Consider the following 20,661-nt stretch of genomic DNA (forward strand, 5'->3'; position numbering starts at 1 on the left):
TCGGTCCCGTGGGTGTTCCGTCGCCCTGTTGTACAATGAGGAAAGACCTCATGGTGCGATCGGCAACAAGGTGCCGATCTCGTTGGTGAATTCGGGAGGCGCAACCAGCCCGCCTCCCTGAATGAAGCCGGAAAACTCTAGCATCCGGTGGTCCAACGTTTGGGAGCGGTTCAGAAATTCTCAGTGGCAGGTCAGACGCCGGATGAAAATTCAGTGGCAGGTCATTTGAAGGCCAACCACCTACCATCCTGCCGAACACTGGCAGACCAGAAAACAAGGGGCGCAGCCAATACACGTCGCTTGATCAGTGCTTGTGAGATACGCCGGAGCCAAAGAGGAGCCGTAGTGAGTAGTGAACGCACTGTCATGCAGGTTCCTCCATGTCGCCCCCCCCCCCGCGCCAAGAACGCTAGGGCACACCCCCGGATTGCTTGATTGCTGGGCAGATTAGCGAAGAATTCCGCCCTATATGAGCCGTTTCAACCGCACTTAAACGCGCGCTACATCTGAATAGGTCTTAATTGTTGTTAAGCCATTATCGACCAGGCCAGTTCCCGCCTCGGCGAGCTTTTGGAGGTTGTCGAAGCCAAATCGATGTACGTCGCGGAGCGTCTTCGAGAGTACTACGAGCCGCCCCGCCGTGAGTAATATCCGACCGAATCCCTCATGGTTCACAGTCAACACCGGTGACGCCATCAGTCCGGACTGCTCCTCTATAGCAAGTGCTACGGCGGCATAGAAGATCTCAAGCCGCCACTGCACCTCTAGGTCAGGTCCCCCGATGAGAGGAATCGCCCTACGCTGCTGCCTCGTCACGATGAAATCACAGAGCAAATCGGTGTCCGATTTCTCTTGCCACAATTCAAAGGTGTCTTGAGCACGCATCAGACGCAAGAGGCACTTAATGAAAGGCGTGGCGAGAGCATCTTTCTCATCTAATCGAGCATTGTTGGGGACAGGGGTGACGTTTGACATCAGTTAAAATCCTCCTGAGTGTTGGATGCGGTTTGACTAAGGGCCACACCCGCTTCCGGTAACACCATCCCTTAAAATGGTGCGGCAGATGGGACCTGTGGCGACGCAACTTGGCCCGGACGAATGACATGGCCCCTCGAAACGGGGCGGCCGCAACAACAACGGCAAGCGGCGGGCAACGCTGGCGGGCTTGACGAAAAGCGCTTCACAAGCGAGATTCCCGTCGCGATAGTCCAGTGGCGGTAGGTTTCGCCGCGAACTCCACCCTCAAGCAACCTATTCGCCGCCAGGTGTAAAACCGTGTCTCGGGCTTTCGAATTGAGGATCAGGCGGGGGGTGGAATCAGCTTTTCGAGGTCGACAAGGGCAGTGAGAGTATCTTGAGAGGCCGTGTACTTGCCGATACCCCCTTTTCCGTGCGAACTGATGCAGACCTGCCATGTATTTTCCCTTCAAGGTTCAAATCGACTTCGACCGGACGCCACACGTTCCACCAGGCGATTGCCCGCCGCGTAGTTCTGGGAGTTCAAGACTCATGCCAGTCTCCTCCGCTGAGGTCCGGAACACGGCATCTGTATTGTTTCCAGCTTCTTAGCTAGCCCATGAAGAATTGATCGAGGACAACGTTGTCGTGAACCGGACAAGACGCGGTGGGGATCGAAGAAATGCCATCCCGGTGCAGCGGCGGAAGCCTATCTCCGGCCACGTCAGCAACAAATAACACCCGCCGAAGCCGCTCCGCTCTCAATTCGCAGATTGGGCGCAATGTCCGGCCGCTTGCCGAGGTGCAGCCGGTCGATCTTCTTTGCTTGGCGATCACAGCGCCTCCCAGTGATGGACTCCGAGACCCGCATGCATCACTGGCTGGAGCTCCCTTCCTCGACAGTTAGCGCCGTCGTTTGGGGGGAATGCCGCGGGCAAATGGAATGCGGCATCGGCCCCCGCGACGCCGGCGACAGCTCAACAACGCTCTGAATTTCCACAGTGAACGGCTGTTAGACGTAAGCCGGCAAAGGGGAAGCTCACGAAGATCAGATGGCCCTTCAGGGCCGGGTCCTGGTTCCGATGCCCACCGGATCGACCGGCTGCAAGGTGCGCGGCGGCAATCAAGGTGAGACTCAGCGTCAATCAGGATGAGACTCGGCGGCGGGGGTGTGACGAAGGGAGGGCGTAGCCCGACCGGAGTTACACCCCCGCCGCGGCGCAATTTTTAGGCGTCTCATGATCGCGGTCGGCCCGCTACGGTGGTGGTTTTCTGGAATGGAGAATCACCTTTGTGCCGGGTCGCCATGTAACCGATCATCAGACGAGATTATTCATGAAGTATCGACAAACGCATTCTGTTGAGGTCGCCGCCGCGAAGGCGTCGATCAGCCGGGCGACGGCATTCCGTATCGAGAAGGAGCAGCGCCTTCCGTCGCAGAACAAGCCGCCGCGTGGTCGGCGTCGCCCCGATCCGCTTGAGCATGTTTTTGATGCGGAGGTCGTTCCACTCCTTGAGGCGGCTCCCGGCATCCGCGCGGTCGCCGTTTACGGCGAGATGCTGCGGCGTCATCCGGAACTGCCCGAGGGCATTCGCCGCACACTTGAGCGGCGCATACGGTCATGGCGGGCCGTTCACGGTGAGGCAAAGGAGGTGATCTTCCGCCAGACGCATGAACCTGGCCGGCTAGGGCTGTCGGATTTTACCGACATGGGCAGCCTCGGCGTTACGATTGCCAGTCAGCCGCTCGACCATCTGCTCTATCACTTCCGGCTGGTCTGGTCGGGCTTTGAGCACGCCCATGTCATTCTTGGCGGCGAAAGCTTCGTCGCCTTAGCGGAGGGACTTCAGAACGCGCTTTGGTCCATTGGCGGCTCGCCGCTCTATCATCGCAGCGACAGCCTGTCGGCTGCCTTCCGCAACCTCGATGCCGATGCCAAGGTCGATCTCACAAACCGCTATGAGGACCTGTGCGCTCATTACCGGATGACGCCAACTCGCAACAACAAGGGCGTCGCCCACGAGAACGGCTCAATCGAAAGTTCTCACGGCCATCTCAAGAACGCGGTCCGCGATGCACTCCTGATGCGCGGCACCCGAGACTTCGACGATCTGGGCTCCTACCGCGCCTTCATCGATGAGATCGTCAGCCGTCGCAATGCCGCGCACGGCAAGCGCATAGATGCCGAGCGCCCGCATCTGCAGGCGCTTCCCGATCGCCGCACCACCGACTTCGAAGAGGTGGTCGTCACCGTGTCGCGCACCGGCGGCTTCGCCTTGCGCAAGGTCTTCTACACGGTTCCCTCCCGTTTGATTGGCCACCGGCTGCGTGTGCGTTTGTTTGACGATCGCCTCGACGTCTTCATCGGCGGCACGCATCTGCTGACGTTGCCGCGGGGTCGCGCCCACGCGAGTGGCAAGCACGATCAGGTCGTCAACTATCACCACGTGATCCACTCTCTGCGCAAAAAGCCCATGGCGCTTCTCAACCTGGTCTATCGCGACAAGCTCTTCCCCCGTTCGGAATATCGAAGGGCTTTCGACGCTCTCCTCGAGCAATTGCCTGACCGGCAGGCTTGCAAGATCACCGTCGAATTGCTGGCCCATGGCTCATGATCGCGGTTGCGAGCGTGAACTGGCCGAGGAGCTTGCCAGAACGCTCGACGCCCACAAACTGCCCGACCTGGTGGCCTTGAGAGCGATCTTCGGCCCGGATCCGGATCAGTTGCCGATCGTTCATGTGCAACTCGCATCGCTCAATAGCTATGAAGCCCTGATGGAGTCTGCCTATTCGGGAGAAGCGGCATGAAGAACGTCCACAACACCATCGACGAAGCCCGCCTCGGCATCATGCTGAATGAGCTCCGGTTGCCGACGATCAAAACGCTGTGGCCGCAATTTGCCGAACAGGCCGATCGTGAAGGGTGGCCTGCGGCTCGCTTCCTCTCGACTATCGCCGAGCATGAACTGGCTGAACGGGCGCATCGCAGGATCGAACGTCATCTCGCCGAGGCGCATCTGCCGCCTGGAAAGACGCTCGACAGCTTCGCTTTCGACGCCGTGCCCATGGTCTCCAAGGCCCAGGTCATGGCCATTGCCGCCGGCGATAGCTGGCTCGCCAAAGGTGCCAATATCCTCATGTTCGGTCCGCCCGGCGGCGGAAAGAGCCATCTCGCTGCCGCCATCGGCCTCGCGCTGATCGAGAACGGTTGGCGGGTGCTGTTCACGCGCACGACCGACCTCGTCCAGAAGCTTCAGGTCGCACGGCGTGAACTCCAGCTCGAGTCCGCCATCACAAAGCTCGACAAGTTCGATCTGCTTGTCCTCGACGATCTGGCCTACGTCACCAAGGACCAGGCCGAGACCAGCGTGCTCTTCGAACTCATCTCCGCAAGATATGAGCGGCGTTCCATCATGATCACCGCCAATCAGCCCTTTGGAGAATGGAACCGCGTCTTTCCGGACCCGGCTATGACGCTTGCCGCGGTGGACCGACTTGTTCATCACGCAACGATCTTCGAAATGAACGTCGAAAGCTACCGGCGACGTTCCGCCATGGAAGCCAAACGCCAGCGCGGCAGACCTGCCGCCTTCGCGACAATCAAAAGCTCTTCCCCGTTTGTCGCGGAGCGGCAATCAGAATCCGATCCGACCCTTGCCAGCGACAATCAGCATGATACCTTCATGCCGACCGCGACATAAGAGTCTCATCCAGATTGTCGCCGCCGTCTCATCCTGATCGTCGCGCTATAACAAGGTTTTAGGACCGTTTCAACAACCAGCCCCTGGGCGCCTCGGCGGCGTGTATCTTAAGTTGCCGGCGTGCGTCGGCCGCGTTCACTCTCTATCCGCACCAGAACACGGCCCCCGGGGGATCATGCTGCTGGCACGACCTAGCTGGCCGGTACCGTCGGCGCCGGCAAGAGGATGACTGTGGCAGCGGCCGTCATGGAGCAGTGCTGCCTCGGTGTGACCGCTGAGGCGATGCTCGCTGTTTCCGGTCATATTGCTTGGCACAGGCCGGAAAAGCGTTTCTAGTACCTTAGCGAACGCTTGCGACTTTAGCAGGGACAACGGGACCTGGCGGCAGCGGACCCCGAACAAGTGCGAAGCAAACCGAATCTTTGGCAACCTCAAAGAGGGTGGAGTCGATACCCTGGCGGTCAAGCGCCCGCGTCGTCGCGGAGCATCGGGCGCGGAGGGGTTTGCGGATTCTCGATACGTGATTGGCACATCAGTCGGACCTCAGCCAATCTTCGTGCAAAAGGATCCTTTAAAAATGGGCCCCTTAACGCGTGCCTTGGCATGTTGCTTGCTGACGAAGTTTAGGTTGAGAATTGAACACCGCTAGTTATTCGCAGGATTGCTCGGCAAACGAACGAGGCGGGGTGGCGTTCCAAGCATGATCTGGGACAGATAGGGAATGTCGCGCACGCTCCAGCGAACTGCTAGTGCTACGGCAATGATCATCGTCCCGAGAATTCCCGCCGCGCCAGACCTCATTGTGGGAGCCCATTGTTCTCCGTATTGTATCAAATCCATGAGACGGAATACCGTAGCCTGCACCAGGTACAACACGAGCGTGCTCTGCCCCACTTCCACGGCGATAAAGCGAACCACCCGGTTCGAGCGTCCAATTTTCCAGGATTGAAGCAGAATCTCGATCATCACTGCAGAGGCCACTGTCGAGCCAAAAAACATCAGAAGGATATCTTTTGCCGACTGCAGATCCTGGATTAAGGCGAGATTGTTGTAGACATAGGTGTCCTCGCGCCACGCCATAAAGCACAAGCTAGCCGCGATAGAGGCGGACATCATCAGGCGTGGCTTATGATACCGCATTATGCTCGTCCACCAATCTCTCGACTGCGCAAATGAAAATCCCATGCAGAAAAAGGGATAGGTGTACTTTATGAGAGGGAATATAGAAAACGTCACGGGGGCAACTGCGACCAGTATGGATGAGACAAGCAAAGAGCGTGCCGACCCGGAGTTGAAGATCGAAATAAGTTTGACCAAAAGCAAAGAAGCAAACGCAGCCCAGATGAACCAGTATGTGCCGACGAAATCGTGCATGAATTGCAAAAGGTTGCCAGGTGCGTCCGGCGGCCGGGGAAACATAAGCAATTTGACTGCCTCCAAAAGGGTGCACCAGAACAGCGTCGGCACCAGGAGCTGCAGCGCGCGATCACCGATGGCTTGCCTGAACGATTTACCTAGTAGCCCTGATCTAGAGAGATATCCGCTTATCGCCATAAAGAGAGGCATGTGAAACATGTAGATCGATTTGAAGCATGCCGAATCCCAGAAGCCATCACCCTCGTAAAAGATATATTGTATCAGGTGACCGAAAATCACCAAGACGATGAGTATTCCTTTGGCGAAGTCTAAAGCTAGATCGCGATCGTCGGCCTCTGGCGCCTCAGGCACTGTCTTTCCACCTACAATTCTTGCTCGCATTCTCACCATCTCACGATGCCTACGGGAGCCTTTGAAAGCGGCATTTCCCAACCTCTCGTTCATCATGCAGGCTAATCCAGCTTCCGATCAGCGCTCCGACTTCGGCATGCTGAACGACGGCCAACGGTCATACAATTTGCCTGGGTTCCAAGTTCACAGGGCGACCGTGGCGACTTAGGCCCAGTAGCCGTTTTCGGCGTGTCCATTGGCTGTTTTTCGCCGCAACCTACGCCCCGCCTAAACTCGCTGCCGCGCAACTGCTTGGGCTGCCACGTCGTCGAAATCTTCTCACGGACATTTGCGCGTATGCAAGTAGCGCTGCTTGACTCTGCACTCGGCTATTGTTGCGATTGCATATGATTCTCCATACCAAACTTACGCGACACCGTATCAAAAGAACATATTGCCGATTCAATGGCTCCTAGCCGCTGTGGATATCGTCTATCACCTACCGGCGCTTGGGTGTGGATCGGCACCCCAGCGCAACCCCCCAGACGCTGGAGATTTGCTCCATTAGATCCGCCGCCCAACGTGTCCTATATGGCAGCCTCACCATTGTAAAATTCATGCTCCTAATGACACGCATCTGCGGTATGGATGAGTATCGCGGACCCTTGACAACCTTGAGCGGAAGGTCGGTGAGTATCGCGATACACGAGGCTTTGGCCGCGATCGCCGCCGTTTTGGATCGCCGCGAATGATCGCTGGACGTTGGGCTGCGATTGTCGATCCGTATGCGACGTTTGTCGATACGTCAGAGACGACCGTGGTCCCAATCCGTTGGAAGATCGCAGTAAGCGTCAAAATATGCGGGATGCAACGGCCAATGTCTGAGGATGCGCTCCCCTGCTAAGGTCGAGACCCCCTCCTCGATCAGTGGCTTTCCCTTTTTGGGATACCTCTCCTTCGGTGGCGAAAGAATGAAACCGGGCTGGATATGTCGCTGGTCATATCGCGCGATTCAAATTGGCGCAGACTTTGCGGCTCGCTTGACGCGAGGATCCCCCTGAGCTGAAGAAGGCCGGCCGCAATAGCGCCGAGCATTGGCGCGCATATATAAAGCCAGAGTTGAGAGAGTGCCGCCCCTCCTGCGAAAAGTGCTGGGCCGATCGATCGTGCTGGATTCACAGAAGAACCCGAAACGGTGATACCGCCAAGGTGGATCGCAACTAAGGCAAGTCCAATCGCCAATCGTGCAACAGCGCCGCGTCCAGCCGTGCATTTGAGGAATACAGTTACGAACAGGAACGTGGCGATAAACTCGAATAGGAACGCAGCTCTCCATCCGTAGACTACCCAGCCGGTTTGGGCGAAACCTTCTAGGGTGATATCGTAACCGCCGACCTTGTTCATAGCGATAAGGTAGAGCGTGCCTGCCGCCGCGATAGCTCCTGCACATTGGGCGGAGACATACGCGAGAAAGTCCCACACTCTCAATCGGCGCGACACGAGGAAACCCAGGCTGACCGCCGGATTGAGATGCGCGCCCGAGACTGGGCCAATCGTGTAGGCCATTGCAACCACGGTCGTCCCGAAGGCTAAAGCGACACCCAACAGGCCCACCTCTTGACGCATATAAAGCAATGTGCCGCAGCCGAGGAAGACAAGTGTGAAGGTCCCGAAGAATTCGCAAACATACTTTTTCATTTTTCACTCCATTGATTAGACCCCACGTACTTTTCGGTGTCATCCTCGTGCCGCCAAGCGTTCCGCATGCACCGAACCAATCATCGTGTCAGGTCCCGAAAACCTCCGTAGTTGACTTCAATTGCGTCCTTGTCCGACGAGATCGGCATCAGAGCCTATGGTCAACCAGCGTCACCGATCACCAGCAAACGTCGTACCAAATGAAATATGTTGCGCATCACAGCGATCGCTCTGGTGACGTTCGGTCTTTATGTTCGAAAGTGCCGTGAACAGGATAGGCAGGCGAACCGTACCGAGACGTATGGACCCGAGCTGGGCTACGAACAAATCGCCAAGCAGCCCATCCTCAAATTATCGAAACAAAGACCCTCTTCATGGCTCCAAGCGGAAGGTGGTGCAAAGCAGGAACCAGGACAAGGGTTGATAAGACCGCCAGGGACGTTCACGAGAATCCGGGTAACGCCCCTTAGCCACGAACAGGCACATGATCCTTGGCGCGATTTGAAGTCCACGTGAATTCCCTTGTCCCCAGCGCAACCGTCGACATTTCTCGCAAATGTCGGGCATCCGCCACTTTTGTCAGGTTTGTCGTGATTGGAACGTTTTGTTCGCCGGTCTCTCCGTCAAATACACATCAACCTGCCCTCAACCCGCCCATCGATAAACGAAATGATCTTCTTGGCGCGTCGGAGCAGTTGGCATGGTGTTTGCTGATCCCTGGTTACAGCGGCAGAAAGCAGTCTGCATTATGCCGGTTCATGAAACGAACGGAACGGAGGTCACCTGACCGTTCGTCATCGGATCCGCGTTCTACCAAGCGGCCATGCATAGTCCGCCGGCGGAAGGGGTCAATCCCGATGTCACAGCTTGCAACCAACTCAAAGAGAAGGAAAATGCAATGACCAAGATTTCCGAAAGATCCTTTGAAACGATCGAAAACCCGGCGTCATCGCCGCTCAAGGTGCCAGATCAGTTCGGCGCATCTGTTGAAAAGGGGAACAAGAAGGTGACAGAGGCTTTTTTGAAATTTGCGTCCGGCGCTGAAGCGACACAGAAAATGCTGCCTCCGATCCTCGAAACGACAAGTCTATTCGGCAACGAATTGTGGTGGAAGACGATCGCTGCACTGCAGGCCGACGCCGAGGCCAGCTTCTCACATTTGCAAGCTTTGCTGGGCGCGAATTCGCCGTCGCAGATCCTCGAACTGCAGTCGACCTTCCTTAGCAAGCGGGTTGAGACAAGTTTGCAGTACGCCAAGGAAGTCCGGGTGCTCTCAAGCAGGGCGGTGGAGGAAATCTCAAAGCCGGTCAAGGATGCTTTTGACAAGGTCCTGACGAACCCCAAAGCGACGTAAAGTTGACTCGGCACTAAGATCAGGGCTGGACGAATCATGATCGGAGCTTCTTTCGAGGAGACAACATTATGCGGCCGACTGATGTTTCATCTGTTCGCGGCGCTGGCGAATTTCGGCGTGATCTGGTCAGAGAGCGGACCCGTGCCGGCCCGGAGGAACGTGGTAGGCGCGGCGGCCGCCGCCGCTGATAAGCTTGCCAGGGCCCATGGCATCTGGTGGCTGGCCACAAAGTGCGCGAGGCCATCGCACCTTACGAGGCTCTTAGATGGTTACATGTGGGGGATAGTAAAATGATTGTAGCTGTTCCAAATAGCGGGGCGTCACGGATTAACCAATCCGGTGTAGAAGCATTACGAGAATTTCCCAACTTTCCGATAGGCGGGATCTTGTTCAAGGATATAGCGCCTATGCTGGCTGGTAGAGGTGCATTGGGCGAAGTCGTTTCTACCGTCGCAAGCCAAGTGTCGGGAACAGAAATCGATGCCATTTTGGCGGTTGATGCGCGTGGTTTCATCTTGGGCGCCTCATTGGCTGATAGGCTTGGTTGCGGTTTCATCATGGTAAGGAAACCCGGTAAACTGCCGGGGGACGTCCTCTCATTTGAATACAGCTGTGAATACTGCTCCGGAACCCTGGAGGTAACTGCCGGCCTCATCGGTGACGGCCTGCGATGCCTGATTGCTGATGACCTTCTAGCGACGGGTGGCACTGCTCGGGCGACTGGGAATTTTGTCAAGTCCCAAGGCGGAGAGATCGCCGGATACGCATTCATACTCGAAATCGAAGTTTTGAAAGGCAGGCGTCAATTGGACGACGCACCAGTGATCAGTGCGATGACGTGCTAGCGCAGCAGCATAGACGTGAGGAGGCAAGCGCATGAATACCCCTGATTGGCTTTCGACACCGCAGGACGTGCATGTAACCAGTCAGACGCTACAGGCCCTCGTCACAAGTGAACTTTCGAAACGAGTCGTCTCGGAAAACGAAATTAAAACGATCTATCTGTTTCTAACACGCAAGTGCAATTTGGGATGCCACCACTGTTACATCGCAGGCGTCGGGTCCAAGGCCAAGGGCATTGATTTCAACCTGGAGACGATCCAAGGACTGATCGAGCAAGCACTACCCAATGGGCTGCGCAAGGTTAAGGTTTCCGGGGGTGAACCGATGGTTCACAAGGAATTCATGGCAGTCATGGAATATCTCGCATCCTGTGGGCTGAAGGAGCTGGTTTTCGAGACGAATGGAACCCTCTTTGACGAGTTCACGATCGAGCAGCTAAGTAGGCTCCCCAATTTGACGGTCTTCATCAGCCTCGACCATTTCGACCCAGAGGCGCACGACGCTTTCAGAGCAAAATCGGGTGCGTTCGCCAAGACTGCGATTGTCCTGCAGCGGCTTGGAAAAACTGACATCTCTACAGTGGTAACGACGACTGCCTATCGCAACAACTATGACAAGGTGATTTCGATTATAGATTTGGTGCTCGGCTGGGGCATCAAGAAGCATCGGACGCTGCTCAACATACATCCGATGGGCAACGCGCGCAGCCATGAGGACAATGCGATAAGCTTGGAGGAATGCGAGCTACTGATAGGCGATCTTTTGAAATCTCCCCATTTTGAGAGTGGCGCTGCATACATGACTCTGCCGCCGGCTCTGATGCCTCTCAAGTATCTGAACGGCGTGCATACTTGCGGTTGGGGCGACAACGTACTGGGCATACTGTCGAACGGACAAGTTTCGATGTGCAGTGCCTCCTACGATGATCCGGAAATGATCGCCGGCAATGCCTTCGAAATGCCCTTGATGGAAATCTGGCGCAACAGCCCGTTCTTCCATGAGCTACGCGAGGTGGTGAGTGGCGAGGTTAAGGGCGTCTGCGGCAACTGCGTGTTTTATCCAGTCTGTCGCGGCGTCTGCAAGATGAGTAGCTGGTCGCACTATGGTGAAAAGGACGCGCCCTATCCGCTGTGCCAGGAACTTTACAATAACGGAGGTTTTCCGGAGTACGCCCTGGTGGACCCGACGAAAGATTCCACCTACCGCCGCGGAGTTATAGCGAAAGAGCGTCGGCCCGCCGCCGAAGCTCCTGTCTATAACTTCTCTGAGGAAATCGCGGCTGCTGCGCAACACACTCACTAACGCAGGAGGCGCGACGTAATAATTGCTGTGTCGACGACGTAATTTAACCAGGTCAACAAAAATAACGTGGAGGATTGGGGATGAGCAGAGCTTTCCGAGGTGCGGCGGGTGTGGCGCACACACTTGCGAACAACGCGATACTATCCGGCAACAAAGCAGCCGCCCAGCAAGCCCAGGTGATTTCTCGTCTCGCGGAAGGACTCGCCCGGCTGCAGGCGGGTTTGGATGACCAAGCTCAGCAATTGACGGCTGGCCTTGTAAAATTAGAGCAATCGCTAAAGGTGTCACGCAGATCGCAACGGTCGAAATCCGGCTCACTCGCTGCTAACGGCGAACTACAAGACTACTACGTTGATATAACCGCCTCGAAGAAATTTGGCAAAGCCAATTGGCCGCGCGCCGCCGATTCAGGTCTTGTAGGACGCCGCATTGGGCGAGGACCGGTTAGGATGACTGGTTCCGACACACAATCGGCAAAGGCGGTTACCGCCGCATTCGCCAAACTTCTCTCGGCTCAGGCACAATTGCTGCAGATACGCAGTGAAGTGGAAGACCTCAAGAAGGTTCAGAGGTAGCGGCAATGGCTAGTTCCCGACTGTTTGGCTACGCCGTTGACGAAGAGGATGGCAAGCTGGTAATCGTGATTGACGGATTGCTTGCCGAAAGTTGCATCCGGCAAATTCGGGACAGCGCCCAGACGGGCCGCGGTGGTGAACTCTTGTCGCGATTGCTGCCGGTAAGTTCGGTTTACAAGCTTATGTCTGGACAAGAGGAACGCGCTGAAGAAACGGTCAGCCTTGAACAGTTGCTTGGACAAAACGTCGACCAGAGTTTCGCTTCCTTCGAACAACAGTTCGCCGACCTGAGGCAGACACTAGCCGAATTCAGCAGCTCGGAAAGTTCGAAATAAATCACGCAGCCGTATCAGGAGTCTCCGCGATGCTTCGGTTGTCACCAGAAGACTCTATTTTGCTGATCACCTGCCGGGCCTACCTACGACCCGAGGATGAAGAGCGTTTGGTCCGTCTCTGCAAGGAGCCTGTCAACTGGCCCTATGTGGTATGGCGCGCCGAGCATAATCGGACGGTGCCGCTGCTTGAGAAGCACTTGCGCCGCCTCGATTTGTTGACACTATTGCCCACTGAGGCGGCGCATTACGTTCAGTGCTGGACTGTCATGTCAAAGGTCAGGTCCGCACTCGAATTTCGCAATCTGCCAGAAATCATGGATGCGCTGGATCGGGCCGGCATCGCCTGGTTCCTGGTGAAGGGACCAGATCTCGCGCTTCTCCATTATCCCGATCCACTCCTACGGCCGATGACCGATCTCGACATCATGGTCAAGCCCGCTGACGCGCAGCGCGTGCAGCGGCTCATGTTCGATCTCGGCTACCGGCACGGTATTTTCGACCCTTCAAATGGCAACTGGCATCCGGAACGAAAGGAACTCGATGACGAAACCTTCCGCGAAAGCTATTCCTTGCCGGTGTTTGTAAGGATAGAATCCGTTGAATCTCCGTTCCCTGGTCCCGCGGTGCCACGCCAGCTGCGCTACCGCCACGTAAAGGGATACATCGATTCCGCGAAGAAGCTGCACATGCCCATCTTCATTGATATGCATGTAAATCTCTCCGTCGGCATCGATGTCGAAGACATATGGTCAGGCGTGCGTCTTGCAAACGGTCTAGGCCGCATATTGCAGGTCCAATCCGCGACTGGCGCCGTCTGGTTCCTTTCGGCCAGGCTTTATCACGAGGCCTTCCTTTATAATTCGCTTCGACTATTGATGTTCGGCGATCTTCATGCGGTTCTACACAAAGAAATGGCGAATATTAGCTGGGCGGAGGTCGCTGCGATAGGTTACAAATACGAGATGAGGCCGGCGTTATATTTCGTCCTGACGCAGATGAAGCGCATCTGTGGGATAGACATACCGTCCGAGTTCCTAGAGCTCATTCGACCTGATCAAACCGAGGTACCACTTCAACATGATTGGGGCGACGTGTTGCCCAAACTGCTGTCTATTCCCACTGTTAACGATCTTGAGCTGGCGTAAATATGGCGCCCGAGTCACCATATCGTACAGATCCTGCGGCGAACGACCTTCGTATCGCAGCAACCGAAACCTCTGCAAAGTTTGCGTCAACAGTCCATCGGGCCCTCACGCGGTCAGGAATAACGATCCTAAACACGCAGGTGTTCAGCAATGGCCAGATGGCTGTCACTCCGCGCGACGGCGGGCTTGGCGGAGATGTGGTGGTCGTGCAAACATTTCCTGACAGCGTTCATGATCGTCTTTTCGAGTTGTTCCTAGCGCTTGGTGCCGTGCGGGCGCGGGGTCCCCGCACGATTACCGCTGTTCTTCCCTACCTCCCATATTCGCGTTCGGATCGCCCTGCCTTCGACGGCGGACCTGTACCGGTGCGAATCCTTGCGGGGATTATCGAAACGCTCGGTATAGATCGGCTGATAACTTTCGAACTCCATGTTCCTCAGCTGTGCGCCGCATTTGCCTGTCCTGTCGTCAATCTTCAGTTCGCTCCCGCCCTAGTTCGCCATCTCGGTTCTGCGGCCGTCGATGGCGACATGGTCGTTTCACCGGACTTCGGCGGAGCGAAGCGAGCTGAGCACTTGGCGGCCCTGCTCGGCTGCCCATTCGCTGTCATGCGCAAGCACCGCAGAGACGATGATGACTTTCGGGAGAGCGTCGAGATTCTGGGGGACGTTGCTGGCCGGACGATCATCCTGATTGACGACGAAATCAACAGTGGTCAGACGGCTTTTTCAGCCGCCGCACATCTCAAAGCGGCAGGCGCTCGCAAGATAACCCTTGCCGCAGCCCATGCCATATTCACGCCGTCGCTGAACGAAAACTGGGGACGGTCTCAGATCGACCGCATCGTTGTGACCGACAGCGTCGGACGTACCGACAATTTCCCCGACAGTGTCGAAGTAGTCTCGATCGGCAACGAAATTGCAGGCGCGCTGCAGGCACGCTGAGAAGCATTACCTGAAATCTAGCATCACGCGATTAACACGTGGATCGAGCGCCTGCTCGAATGCCTCTTGGGCGTTTGACGAGGGCCAAAGATTGACCTGCAGCACGTCGAAGCGTGCGGCGTGTTCAACGATGGTTCGGATGGCATTTCTCACGTCGTCCGCGCTTTGGGCTATGGTGCCGATCAGTTCAATTTCCCGGTAATGCAGAAAGTTAGCGCCTACCGATAACAAATCGGACGTCGGAATCGATTGGTAGAGTACAATCCTGGCACCGCGTGACGCCGCAGCTATGGCCCCCTGAATGCCTCTGACACCGAAGCGCGTGCAAAAGATGCAGTCGAAGCCCCAGCCATCCGTTAATTTCTCGACGAGTTTCGGATCAGACAGAGAATGAACTGACCCCGTTGCATGGGCGCCGGTCGACATCACAGGCCCATGCGTTGCCACGTCGTCATCGAAAAGGTAAACGTCGCATCCTTTGGTTGTCAGAAGTATCGAATGGAGAAGGCCCATCGTGCCTCCGCCGATGACGGCCACAGTGTCTCCAGCCTTTGCACGCGCCCTATTTATGCCGCGTGCCACGCAGGCGACAGGTTCAACTAACGCGGCACGCTCGGGAGCCAAAAAGGAAGGTACGGAAAAAACCTGATAGGCGGGTACGCCCACAAAATTGGCCAATCCCCCCGGCCCCTGCGGCACCCCTCCTCTCGCTTTAGGATTTAAATATGCACAGTGGTTGTCCAGTCCGAGGCGGCAGGCACGACATTGGCCGCATCTGCGCATTAAAAGCACCGCAACGCGGTCTCCTACGCGCAGGCCATCCGGTACATCGTCCGGCAGAAACACGATCGTGCCTGACAACTCGTGCCCGCCCCAATAGGGGTAAGTCGGCTTGGCGCCCCGATAAACGCGTTGCTCCGGTGTGCAGAGTCCACACAACTCTATCCGCACACCGACTTCGGACGATACGGCGAGTGGAACCGACAATGTCCATTCTTCAACCTTGCGGGGGCAAGTAATTACGAGTCCACGAACCTCCATACGAGACCTCTCGCTCCCCGACACACCGACTGTCCTAATATGTACACTTACTTGCATCCAGAATCTAGCCAACAACCACAGGCGGCAGTCAGAAAGCTGATGAAATCACGTGCCTTGCTGGCGGGCTTGCTTATGTCCTGGGTCTTGACAAGCTTCTCGGAGATATCGTCGGCGCAAACGGCAAAGGACGTTTCAAGCGGCAGAAGTGTTCCCTTGCGCAAGGAGCGACGAAACTATTGAAGGTAGAGTGGAGCGCTTGGGCCGCGTCAATGCCACCAGCCTCAAACACGAGCCGCGGTTTACCAGCCCGTTCTTCGATGCATCCTCATCTCTGCGAAGATGCCATGTCGCCTTCCCTCATCTGCCCGCGCGAACCCTCCTGAGAGCCTATCGCCACATCGTCCAAAGCTTCATCCTTCGTGGCGCACCGGTTCGAACCGAACAGACCAACAATCCGAGTCGCACCGAGAAGGATGACGGCAACTAGATCGGTAATTGGGCGGCCGCAACATCAGAAAGGTCTCAGCGTTTGCTGGACGCGTGCCTGCGATGGCGGTGGTGGCAACGATCTTCTCTGGCTGCCCCAAGCGCGGGAGAGGCCATTCGACGCTAGCAAGAGTTCGCTCGAACCTGATATCCGTTACCGCAACGACTTCGCTGAGACCACCTCCCAGGCACCATTCTACGATGCCGGCGAACAAGGTCAGCGTTGCCTCGTGAACGGAACCATCTCCCCTCCCCTCCCCTCTTCGAGGTGTCGACGCAAAAGCGAGAACTCTAGACCATCAGGGGATTGGCGTTCAGGCGGCCCTTCGGGAGCAGAGACGGAAATACGTCTACCAGCATGGTCGGTCCCATCGCAGACAAATCGCGTGCACATCCTGCAAGTGGTCCAGCCGCGGTGACATCCAGGATGGCAGTCGGGGCGAGAGCGTCAACCCCATCTGCCTCGCACTCGTCGACTACTTCTACATCCCAAATGCGAGTGGAAAAGATCCTCGCACGTAGCCTATGATCGTCCTGAAACAGCTACGCTTCGTAGTAAATTTTTGGTGTCGAGATCGCGAATACCTGCATGAATTTCTCCGCCGCCGTTAGGCGCCGGGAACTCTGCACGAATTGGAATCGGGCGTCCGTTGTCGAATGCTTACGGTTTTGTGCGAGGCGGCAAGGGGATCACCGACTTTGCCGAGGTCTTCTGCTTTTCGTCTAAATCGCCGGGGCACATTTGTAGGATTCACAATAAAACACACCATGACCAATCGGTGCCGCGGTCTTGCTAAGCTGCAGGATATAAACGGAAAAATCCATTTACTCTACGTTCCGGGTTTATCCACGTTAGCCTTTCGTTAACCTAAAACCCCTTGCTCAAAATGCAGAATCGGCTCTAATAGCTAGTGGCGGAACTTTAGCGGTTTCGCGAAAAGTTCCGCCACTTGCAGGAAATGGATTTTGAGATGGCGAAAACCGCAGCAAAAACAGCGCCGGTCGTCGAAGGGTTGACCGCATTGATGGAGCGTCATGCTGACGCTCTCTCCAGCCAACTTCAAGCACATCATCTCAAGGTCTTCCCGCCGACGTCCGAAAAGGGCATTCGATCCTTTGCACCGTCAGAAGCCTCAAAATTGCTTGGCATCGGTGAGTCTTATCTTAGACAAACTGCTTCGGAAATGCCTGAACTGCACGTTAGTATGAGCCCTGGCGGTCGACGCACGTTCACGATCGAAGATATTCATTCAATCCGTAAGCACCTGGACCTGATTGGCCGCGGGAACCGGCGCTACCTGCCCCATCGTCGCACGGGGGAGCAGCTTCAAGTCGTCTCGGTGATGAATTTCAAAGGCGGCTCGGGCAAGACGACGACAGCCGCGCATCTGGCACAGTACCTGGCAATGCGTGGCTACCGGATTCTCGCGATTGATCTTGATCCCCAAGCAAGCCTTTCCGCACTCTTCGGCAGTCAGCCAGAAACTGACGTTGGTCCGAACGAAACACTCTATGGCGCCATCCGGTATGATGACGAGCAGGTCCCAATCGAGCAGGTTGTCCGAGGAACGTACATCCCGGATCTTCATCTAATTCCTGGCAATCTTGAACTGATGGAGTTCGAGCACGATACCCCGCGCGCGCTTATGAACCGGAAGGAAGGTGACACGCTTTTTTACGGTCGGATCAGTCAGGTCATCGAAGACATCGCGGACAACTACGATGTCGTCGTTATCGATTGCCCTCCCCAACTTGGCTATCTCACGCTTTCAGCTCTGACCGCCGCAACCTCGATCCTCGTCACCGTCCATCCCCAGATGTTGGATGTAATGTCGATGAACCAGTTTCTGGCGATGACCTCGAATCTCCTTCGGGAAATCGAGAACGCAGGCGCCCAGTTCAAGTTCAATTGGATGCGCTACCTCGTCACTCGTTTTGAACCGAGCGATGGCCCGCAGAACCAGATGGTGGGCTATCTGCGTTCGATCTTCGGCGAAAATGTTCTCAATTTTCCGATGCTCAAGACGACCGCCGTTTCGGACGCTGGCCTGACGAATCAAACCCTCTTTGAGGTTGAGCGCGGACAGTTCACGCGCTCGACCTATGATCGGGCCTTAGAGGCGATGAACGCCGTCAACGACGAGATCGAAACTCTAATCAAAAAAGCATGGGGTAGAACCACATGAGTCGGAAGCACCTCCTTGACGTCACCCCGGACGCGCCCGACAGCTCATCAGCTGCTGAACACAGAGCGGCAAAGACTCGCTCCATGCCGCTTCTCGGCGTGACCAGAAAAGAACGAGATCCAGCGACGAAGCTGACTGCAAACATCGGTAACGCGTTGCGCGAGCAAAATGATCGTCTTGGTCGTGCAGAGGAGATCGAGCGGCGTCTCGCCGAAGGTCAGGCCGTGGTTGAACTGAACGCGTCGTCAATCGAGCCGTCCTTCGTTCAGGATCGCATGCAAGGTGATATCGAAGGACTTCTTGCATCCATCCGCGAGCAAGGACAGCAGGTCCCAATCCTTGTGAGACCTCATCCCGTTAAACCCGCGCACTACCAAGTTGCCTTTGGACACCGCCGGCTGCGCGCCGTTTCGGAGCTAGGACTGCCGGTCAAGGCGGTTGTTCGAGACTTGACGGACGAGCAGTTGGTTGTCGCACAGGGTCAGGAAAACAATGAGCGCGAAGACCTCACCTTCATCGAAAAGGCACGTTTCGCACACAAGCTAAACAAGCAGTTTCCACGAGAAATCGTCATCGCGGCTATGTCAATCGATAAAAGCAACTTGTCGAAGATGCTCCTGCTTGTTGACGCCCTCCCCTCTGAATTGATCGATGCCATCGGCGCCGCTCCAGGCGTTGGACGCCCAAGTTGGCAGCAATTGGCAGAGCTGGTTGAGAAAGCATCGCCTCCGGCAGGCGCTGCGAAATATGCTGCCTCGGAGGAGGTGCAGGCGCTGCCGTCGTCGGAACGGTTCAAGGCAGTGATCGACCATCTGAAACCGCGTCGGACTGCGCGCGGGTTGCCAGACGTCCTGTCGACCCCCGATGGCGACAGGCTTGCGCAGGTCACGCAGAGCAAGAGCAAGCTCGAAATTACCATTGACAGGAAAGCCACGCCGGATTTCGCGGCTTTCGTACTCGAGCATTTGCCGGCGCTTTACCAGGAGCATCGCGCAAAGCATCAACGGAAACAGGGAGTGTAACCCGCAAAAGAAAAGAGCTCCCTCAACGTCGCCGTCGTGGAAGCCCTTCTGTCTCTGTAGCAAGAACAGAATCGCATTTCCTCGAATCCTCGTCAAGAGTCTTTGGCGCCGTTTTGGTGAGCGGATTTCCTTTGCCTGCTGAAAGGTGAGAGACAATGCAGTCGGGGAATGTAGCGACGCCGTTCGGGCGGCGGCCAATGACGCTTGCGCTCGTGCGGCGCCAGGCGGCAATGGAAATCAAGCCTGGAAAAGCTGCCGATAAGTGGAAAGTGTTGAGAGACGCTTCCGCCGCGATGGAACTGCTCGGGATCCAGTCGAACAGTCTGGCTGTTCTTGACGCACTTTTGAGCTTTTATCCTGACAATGAGTTGCGTCAGGATGCACAATTGATTGTCTTCCCCTCGAATGCCCAACTGGCGCTTCGGGCGCATGCAATGGCGGGCGCAACGTTGCGGCGGCATATTGCCATTCTGGTGGAGTCGGGGTTGATCGTCCGTAAGGATAGCGCCAATGGCAAGCGGTTCGCCCGCAAGGGCGACGATGGCCAGATCGAGAATGCTTTTGGCTTCGACCTGTCGCCCCTCCTGGCGCGATCGGAAGAGTTGGCGATGTTGGCGCAAAGAGTGGCGGCCGAGAGAGCCTCGCTCAGGAAAGCCAAAGAGAGCCTTACAATTTGCCGGCGGGATGTTCGCAAACTTATTACTGCTGCAATGGTCGAGGGCGCCGACGGCGATTGGAAGACGACCGAGGACATCTACATTGCGCTCGCGAGCAGAATTCCGCGCGTTCCGACCCTTGAAGGGGTCATTAGCGTTCTCAATGAAATGGAGATGCTCCGTGAGGAAGTGCTTAATCGTTTGGAAAACCTCGAGAATGCTGAAAAAATTAGCACCAATGCTGCTCATATCGAGCAGCACATACAGAATTCAAAACCCGAATCCGATAATGAATCTGAACCACGCTCCGAAAAGGAGCAGGGGGCAAAGGCGAGCTTGAGCCATCAGCCGAAGAATGAATCGCAAAGGGCGTTCCCGTTGAGATTGGTGCTCAAGGCGTGCCCGATGATCAGCGACTATGCACCGCGCGGCGTGGGGAGCTGGCGAGATCTGATGTCTGCCGCTGTGGTGGTTCGATCTATGCTGGGGGTAAGCCCTTCCGCCTACCAGGATGCCTGCGAGGCGCTAGGACCGGAGAATGCTGCGGTGGCAATTGCGTGCATCCTGGAAAGGGCTAACTTCATCAACTCTCCTGGAGGCTATCTGCGGGATCTAACGCGCCGAAGTGAGCGCGGTGAATTCTCGCTTGGTCCGATGATAATGGCGTTGTTGAAGGCCAACGGGCAAGGTGGTTTGAGGGCTGGGTAA

15 protein-coding genes and 3 pseudogenes are annotated in these 20,661 nt (G+C 56.2%); 12 read left to right on the forward strand and 6 right to left on the reverse strand.

Annotation, left to right across the window (positions count from 1 at the left end; translation table 11 throughout):
* Positions 1 to 489 precede the first annotated feature (489 nt).
* Together AMK05_RS27525 and nifH are read right to left on the reverse strand one after the other, a co-directional pair.
* Positions 490 to 975: a NifX-associated nitrogen fixation protein gene (locus AMK05_RS27525; protein ID WP_004677039.1), complete on the reverse strand. Its 486-nt coding sequence runs from the start codon at positions 973 to 975 to the stop codon at positions 490 to 492.
* Between the two features lie 257 nt (positions 976 to 1,232).
* A pseudogene (nifH, locus tag AMK05_RS34915) lies at positions 1,233 to 1,402 on the reverse strand (nitrogenase reductase); the annotation flags it as partial.
* 848 nt (positions 1,403 to 2,250) lie between these two features.
* On the opposite strand from nifH, the pseudogene istA reads away from it, so the two are divergent.
* Both istA and istB read left to right on the forward strand, forming a co-directional pair.
* Positions 2,251 to 3,766 (forward strand): annotated as a pseudogene (istA, locus tag AMK05_RS27530) (IS21 family transposase).
* Complete coding sequence (gene istB, locus AMK05_RS27535) at positions 3,763 to 4,659, forward strand: IS21-like element helper ATPase IstB (protein WP_064842772.1); 897 nt, start codon at positions 3,763 to 3,765, stop codon at positions 4,657 to 4,659. Before istA ends, istB begins: the two are co-directional and overlap by 4 nt.
* Before the next feature lie 645 nt (positions 4,660 to 5,304).
* On the opposite strand, the gene nolL is transcribed toward istB, so the two are convergent.
* Both nolL and AMK05_RS27550 read right to left on the reverse strand, forming a co-directional pair.
* Positions 5,305 to 6,417 carry a nodulation factor fucose acetyltransferase NolL gene (gene nolL / locus AMK05_RS27540; RefSeq protein WP_335723780.1) on the reverse strand — a complete coding sequence of 371 codons (1,113 nt, stop codon included), beginning with the start codon at positions 6,415 to 6,417 and terminating at the stop codon, positions 5,305 to 5,307.
* An 873-nt stretch (positions 6,418 to 7,290) separates the two neighbouring features.
* On the reverse strand, positions 7,291 to 8,064 hold the full coding sequence (locus AMK05_RS27550) for an aquaporin (protein WP_064842817.1): 774 nt from the start codon (positions 8,062 to 8,064) through the stop codon (positions 7,291 to 7,293).
* Between the two features lie 898 nt (positions 8,065 to 8,962).
* On the opposite strand from AMK05_RS27550, the gene AMK05_RS27555 reads away from it, so the two are divergent.
* The 7 genes from AMK05_RS27555 to prs all read left to right on the forward strand — a co-directional run bounded on the left by AMK05_RS27555 (position 8,963) and on the right by prs (position 14,562).
* Positions 8,963 to 9,418: a phasin gene (locus tag AMK05_RS27555; RefSeq protein ID WP_064842820.1), complete on the forward strand. Its 456-nt coding sequence runs from the start codon at positions 8,963 to 8,965 to the stop codon at positions 9,416 to 9,418.
* A gap of 290 nt (positions 9,419 to 9,708) precedes the next feature.
* Positions 9,709 to 10,263, forward strand: a complete 555-nt coding sequence (locus AMK05_RS27565) for an adenine phosphoribosyltransferase (RefSeq protein ID WP_004672710.1) — start codon at positions 9,709 to 9,711, stop codon at positions 10,261 to 10,263.
* Between the two features lie 31 nt (positions 10,264 to 10,294).
* Positions 10,295 to 11,563 (forward strand): radical SAM/SPASM domain-containing protein, encoded by a 1,269-nt coding sequence (locus AMK05_RS27570; protein WP_064842825.1) that lies wholly within the window; start codon positions 10,295 to 10,297, stop codon positions 11,561 to 11,563.
* An 80-nt stretch (positions 11,564 to 11,643) separates the two neighbouring features.
* A complete protein-coding gene (locus AMK05_RS27575; RefSeq protein ID WP_064842827.1) occupies positions 11,644 to 12,138 on the forward strand; it encodes a hypothetical protein in 495 nt (164 codons plus the stop codon).
* Positions 12,139 to 12,143: 5 nt separating this feature from the next.
* Positions 12,144 to 12,473: a hypothetical protein gene (locus tag AMK05_RS27580; protein WP_064842829.1), complete on the forward strand. Its 330-nt coding sequence runs from the start codon at positions 12,144 to 12,146 to the stop codon at positions 12,471 to 12,473.
* A gap of 29 nt (positions 12,474 to 12,502) precedes the next feature.
* Positions 12,503 to 13,618 carry a nucleotidyltransferase family protein gene (locus AMK05_RS27585; RefSeq protein WP_064842832.1) on the forward strand — a complete coding sequence of 372 codons (1,116 nt, stop codon included), beginning with the start codon at positions 12,503 to 12,505 and terminating at the stop codon, positions 13,616 to 13,618.
* Between the two features lie 2 nt (positions 13,619 to 13,620).
* On the forward strand, positions 13,621 to 14,562 hold the full coding sequence (gene prs, locus AMK05_RS27590; protein WP_081278605.1) for a ribose-phosphate diphosphokinase: 942 nt from the start codon (positions 13,621 to 13,623) through the stop codon (positions 14,560 to 14,562).
* 6 nt (positions 14,563 to 14,568) lie between these two features.
* Here the strand turns inward: prs and AMK05_RS36025 are convergent, their stop codons facing one another.
* Both AMK05_RS36025 and AMK05_RS34115 read right to left on the reverse strand, forming a co-directional pair.
* Complete coding sequence (locus tag AMK05_RS36025; RefSeq protein WP_335725712.1) at positions 14,569 to 15,660, reverse strand: zinc-dependent alcohol dehydrogenase; 1,092 nt, start codon at positions 15,658 to 15,660, stop codon at positions 14,569 to 14,571.
* 353 nt (positions 15,661 to 16,013) lie between these two features.
* Positions 16,014 to 16,632, reverse strand: a pseudogene (locus AMK05_RS34115) (acyl-homoserine-lactone synthase).
* A 428-nt stretch (positions 16,633 to 17,060) separates the two neighbouring features.
* Here AMK05_RS34115 and repA point away from each other — a divergent pair.
* The 3 genes from repA to repC all read left to right on the forward strand — a co-directional run bounded on the left by repA (position 17,061) and on the right by repC (position 20,661).
* Positions 17,061 to 18,275, forward strand: coding sequence for a plasmid partitioning protein RepA (repA, locus tag AMK05_RS27600; RefSeq protein ID WP_008534005.1), 1,215 nt, complete (start codon positions 17,061 to 17,063; stop codon positions 18,273 to 18,275).
* Positions 18,272 to 19,297: a plasmid partitioning protein RepB gene (repB, locus tag AMK05_RS27605; protein ID WP_064842834.1), complete on the forward strand. Its 1,026-nt coding sequence runs from the start codon at positions 18,272 to 18,274 to the stop codon at positions 19,295 to 19,297. The genes repA and repB overlap by 4 nt, the downstream gene beginning before the upstream one ends.
* 155 nt (positions 19,298 to 19,452) lie before the next feature.
* Complete coding sequence (gene repC, locus AMK05_RS27610; RefSeq protein ID WP_064842837.1) at positions 19,453 to 20,661, forward strand: plasmid replication protein RepC; 1,209 nt, start codon at positions 19,453 to 19,455, stop codon at positions 20,659 to 20,661.

Source organism: Rhizobium sp. N324, from assembly GCF_001664485.1.
GTDB lineage: Bacteria > Pseudomonadota > Alphaproteobacteria > Rhizobiales > Rhizobiaceae > Rhizobium.

Excerpts from the sequence above, each read along its gene's own strand:
- repA (WP_008534005.1), top strand. The coding sequence starts at position 17,061 with ATGGCGAAAACCGCAGCAAAAACAGCGCCGGTCGTCGAAGGGTTGACC.
- AMK05_RS36025 (WP_335725712.1), bottom strand. The coding sequence starts at position 15,660 with ATGCAAGTAAGTGTACATATTAGGACAGTCGGTGTGTCGGGGAGCGAG.
- repC (WP_064842837.1), top strand. The coding sequence starts at position 19,453 with ATGCAGTCGGGGAATGTAGCGACGCCGTTCGGGCGGCGGCCAATGACG.
- AMK05_RS27580 (WP_064842829.1), top strand. The coding sequence starts at position 12,144 with ATGGCTAGTTCCCGACTGTTTGGCTACGCCGTTGACGAAGAGGATGGC.
- AMK05_RS27570 (WP_064842825.1), top strand. The coding sequence starts at position 10,295 with ATGAATACCCCTGATTGGCTTTCGACACCGCAGGACGTGCATGTAACC.
- istB (WP_064842772.1), top strand. The coding sequence starts at position 3,763 with ATGAAGAACGTCCACAACACCATCGACGAAGCCCGCCTCGGCATCATG.
- nolL (WP_335723780.1), bottom strand. The coding sequence starts at position 6,417 with ATGCGAGCAAGAATTGTAGGTGGAAAGACAGTGCCTGAGGCGCCAGAG.
- prs (WP_081278605.1), top strand. The coding sequence starts at position 13,621 with ATGGCGCCCGAGTCACCATATCGTACAGATCCTGCGGCGAACGACCTT.
- AMK05_RS27585 (WP_064842832.1), top strand. The coding sequence starts at position 12,503 with ATGCTTCGGTTGTCACCAGAAGACTCTATTTTGCTGATCACCTGCCGG.
- AMK05_RS27525 (WP_004677039.1), bottom strand. The coding sequence starts at position 975 with ATGTCAAACGTCACCCCTGTCCCCAACAATGCTCGATTAGATGAGAAA.
- AMK05_RS27550 (WP_064842817.1), bottom strand. The coding sequence starts at position 8,064 with ATGAAAAAGTATGTTTGCGAATTCTTCGGGACCTTCACACTTGTCTTC.
- AMK05_RS27555 (WP_064842820.1), top strand. The coding sequence starts at position 8,963 with ATGACCAAGATTTCCGAAAGATCCTTTGAAACGATCGAAAACCCGGCG.
- AMK05_RS27565 (WP_004672710.1), top strand. The coding sequence starts at position 9,709 with ATGATTGTAGCTGTTCCAAATAGCGGGGCGTCACGGATTAACCAATCC.
- AMK05_RS27575 (WP_064842827.1), top strand. The coding sequence starts at position 11,644 with ATGAGCAGAGCTTTCCGAGGTGCGGCGGGTGTGGCGCACACACTTGCG.
- repB (WP_064842834.1), top strand. The coding sequence starts at position 18,272 with ATGAGTCGGAAGCACCTCCTTGACGTCACCCCGGACGCGCCCGACAGC.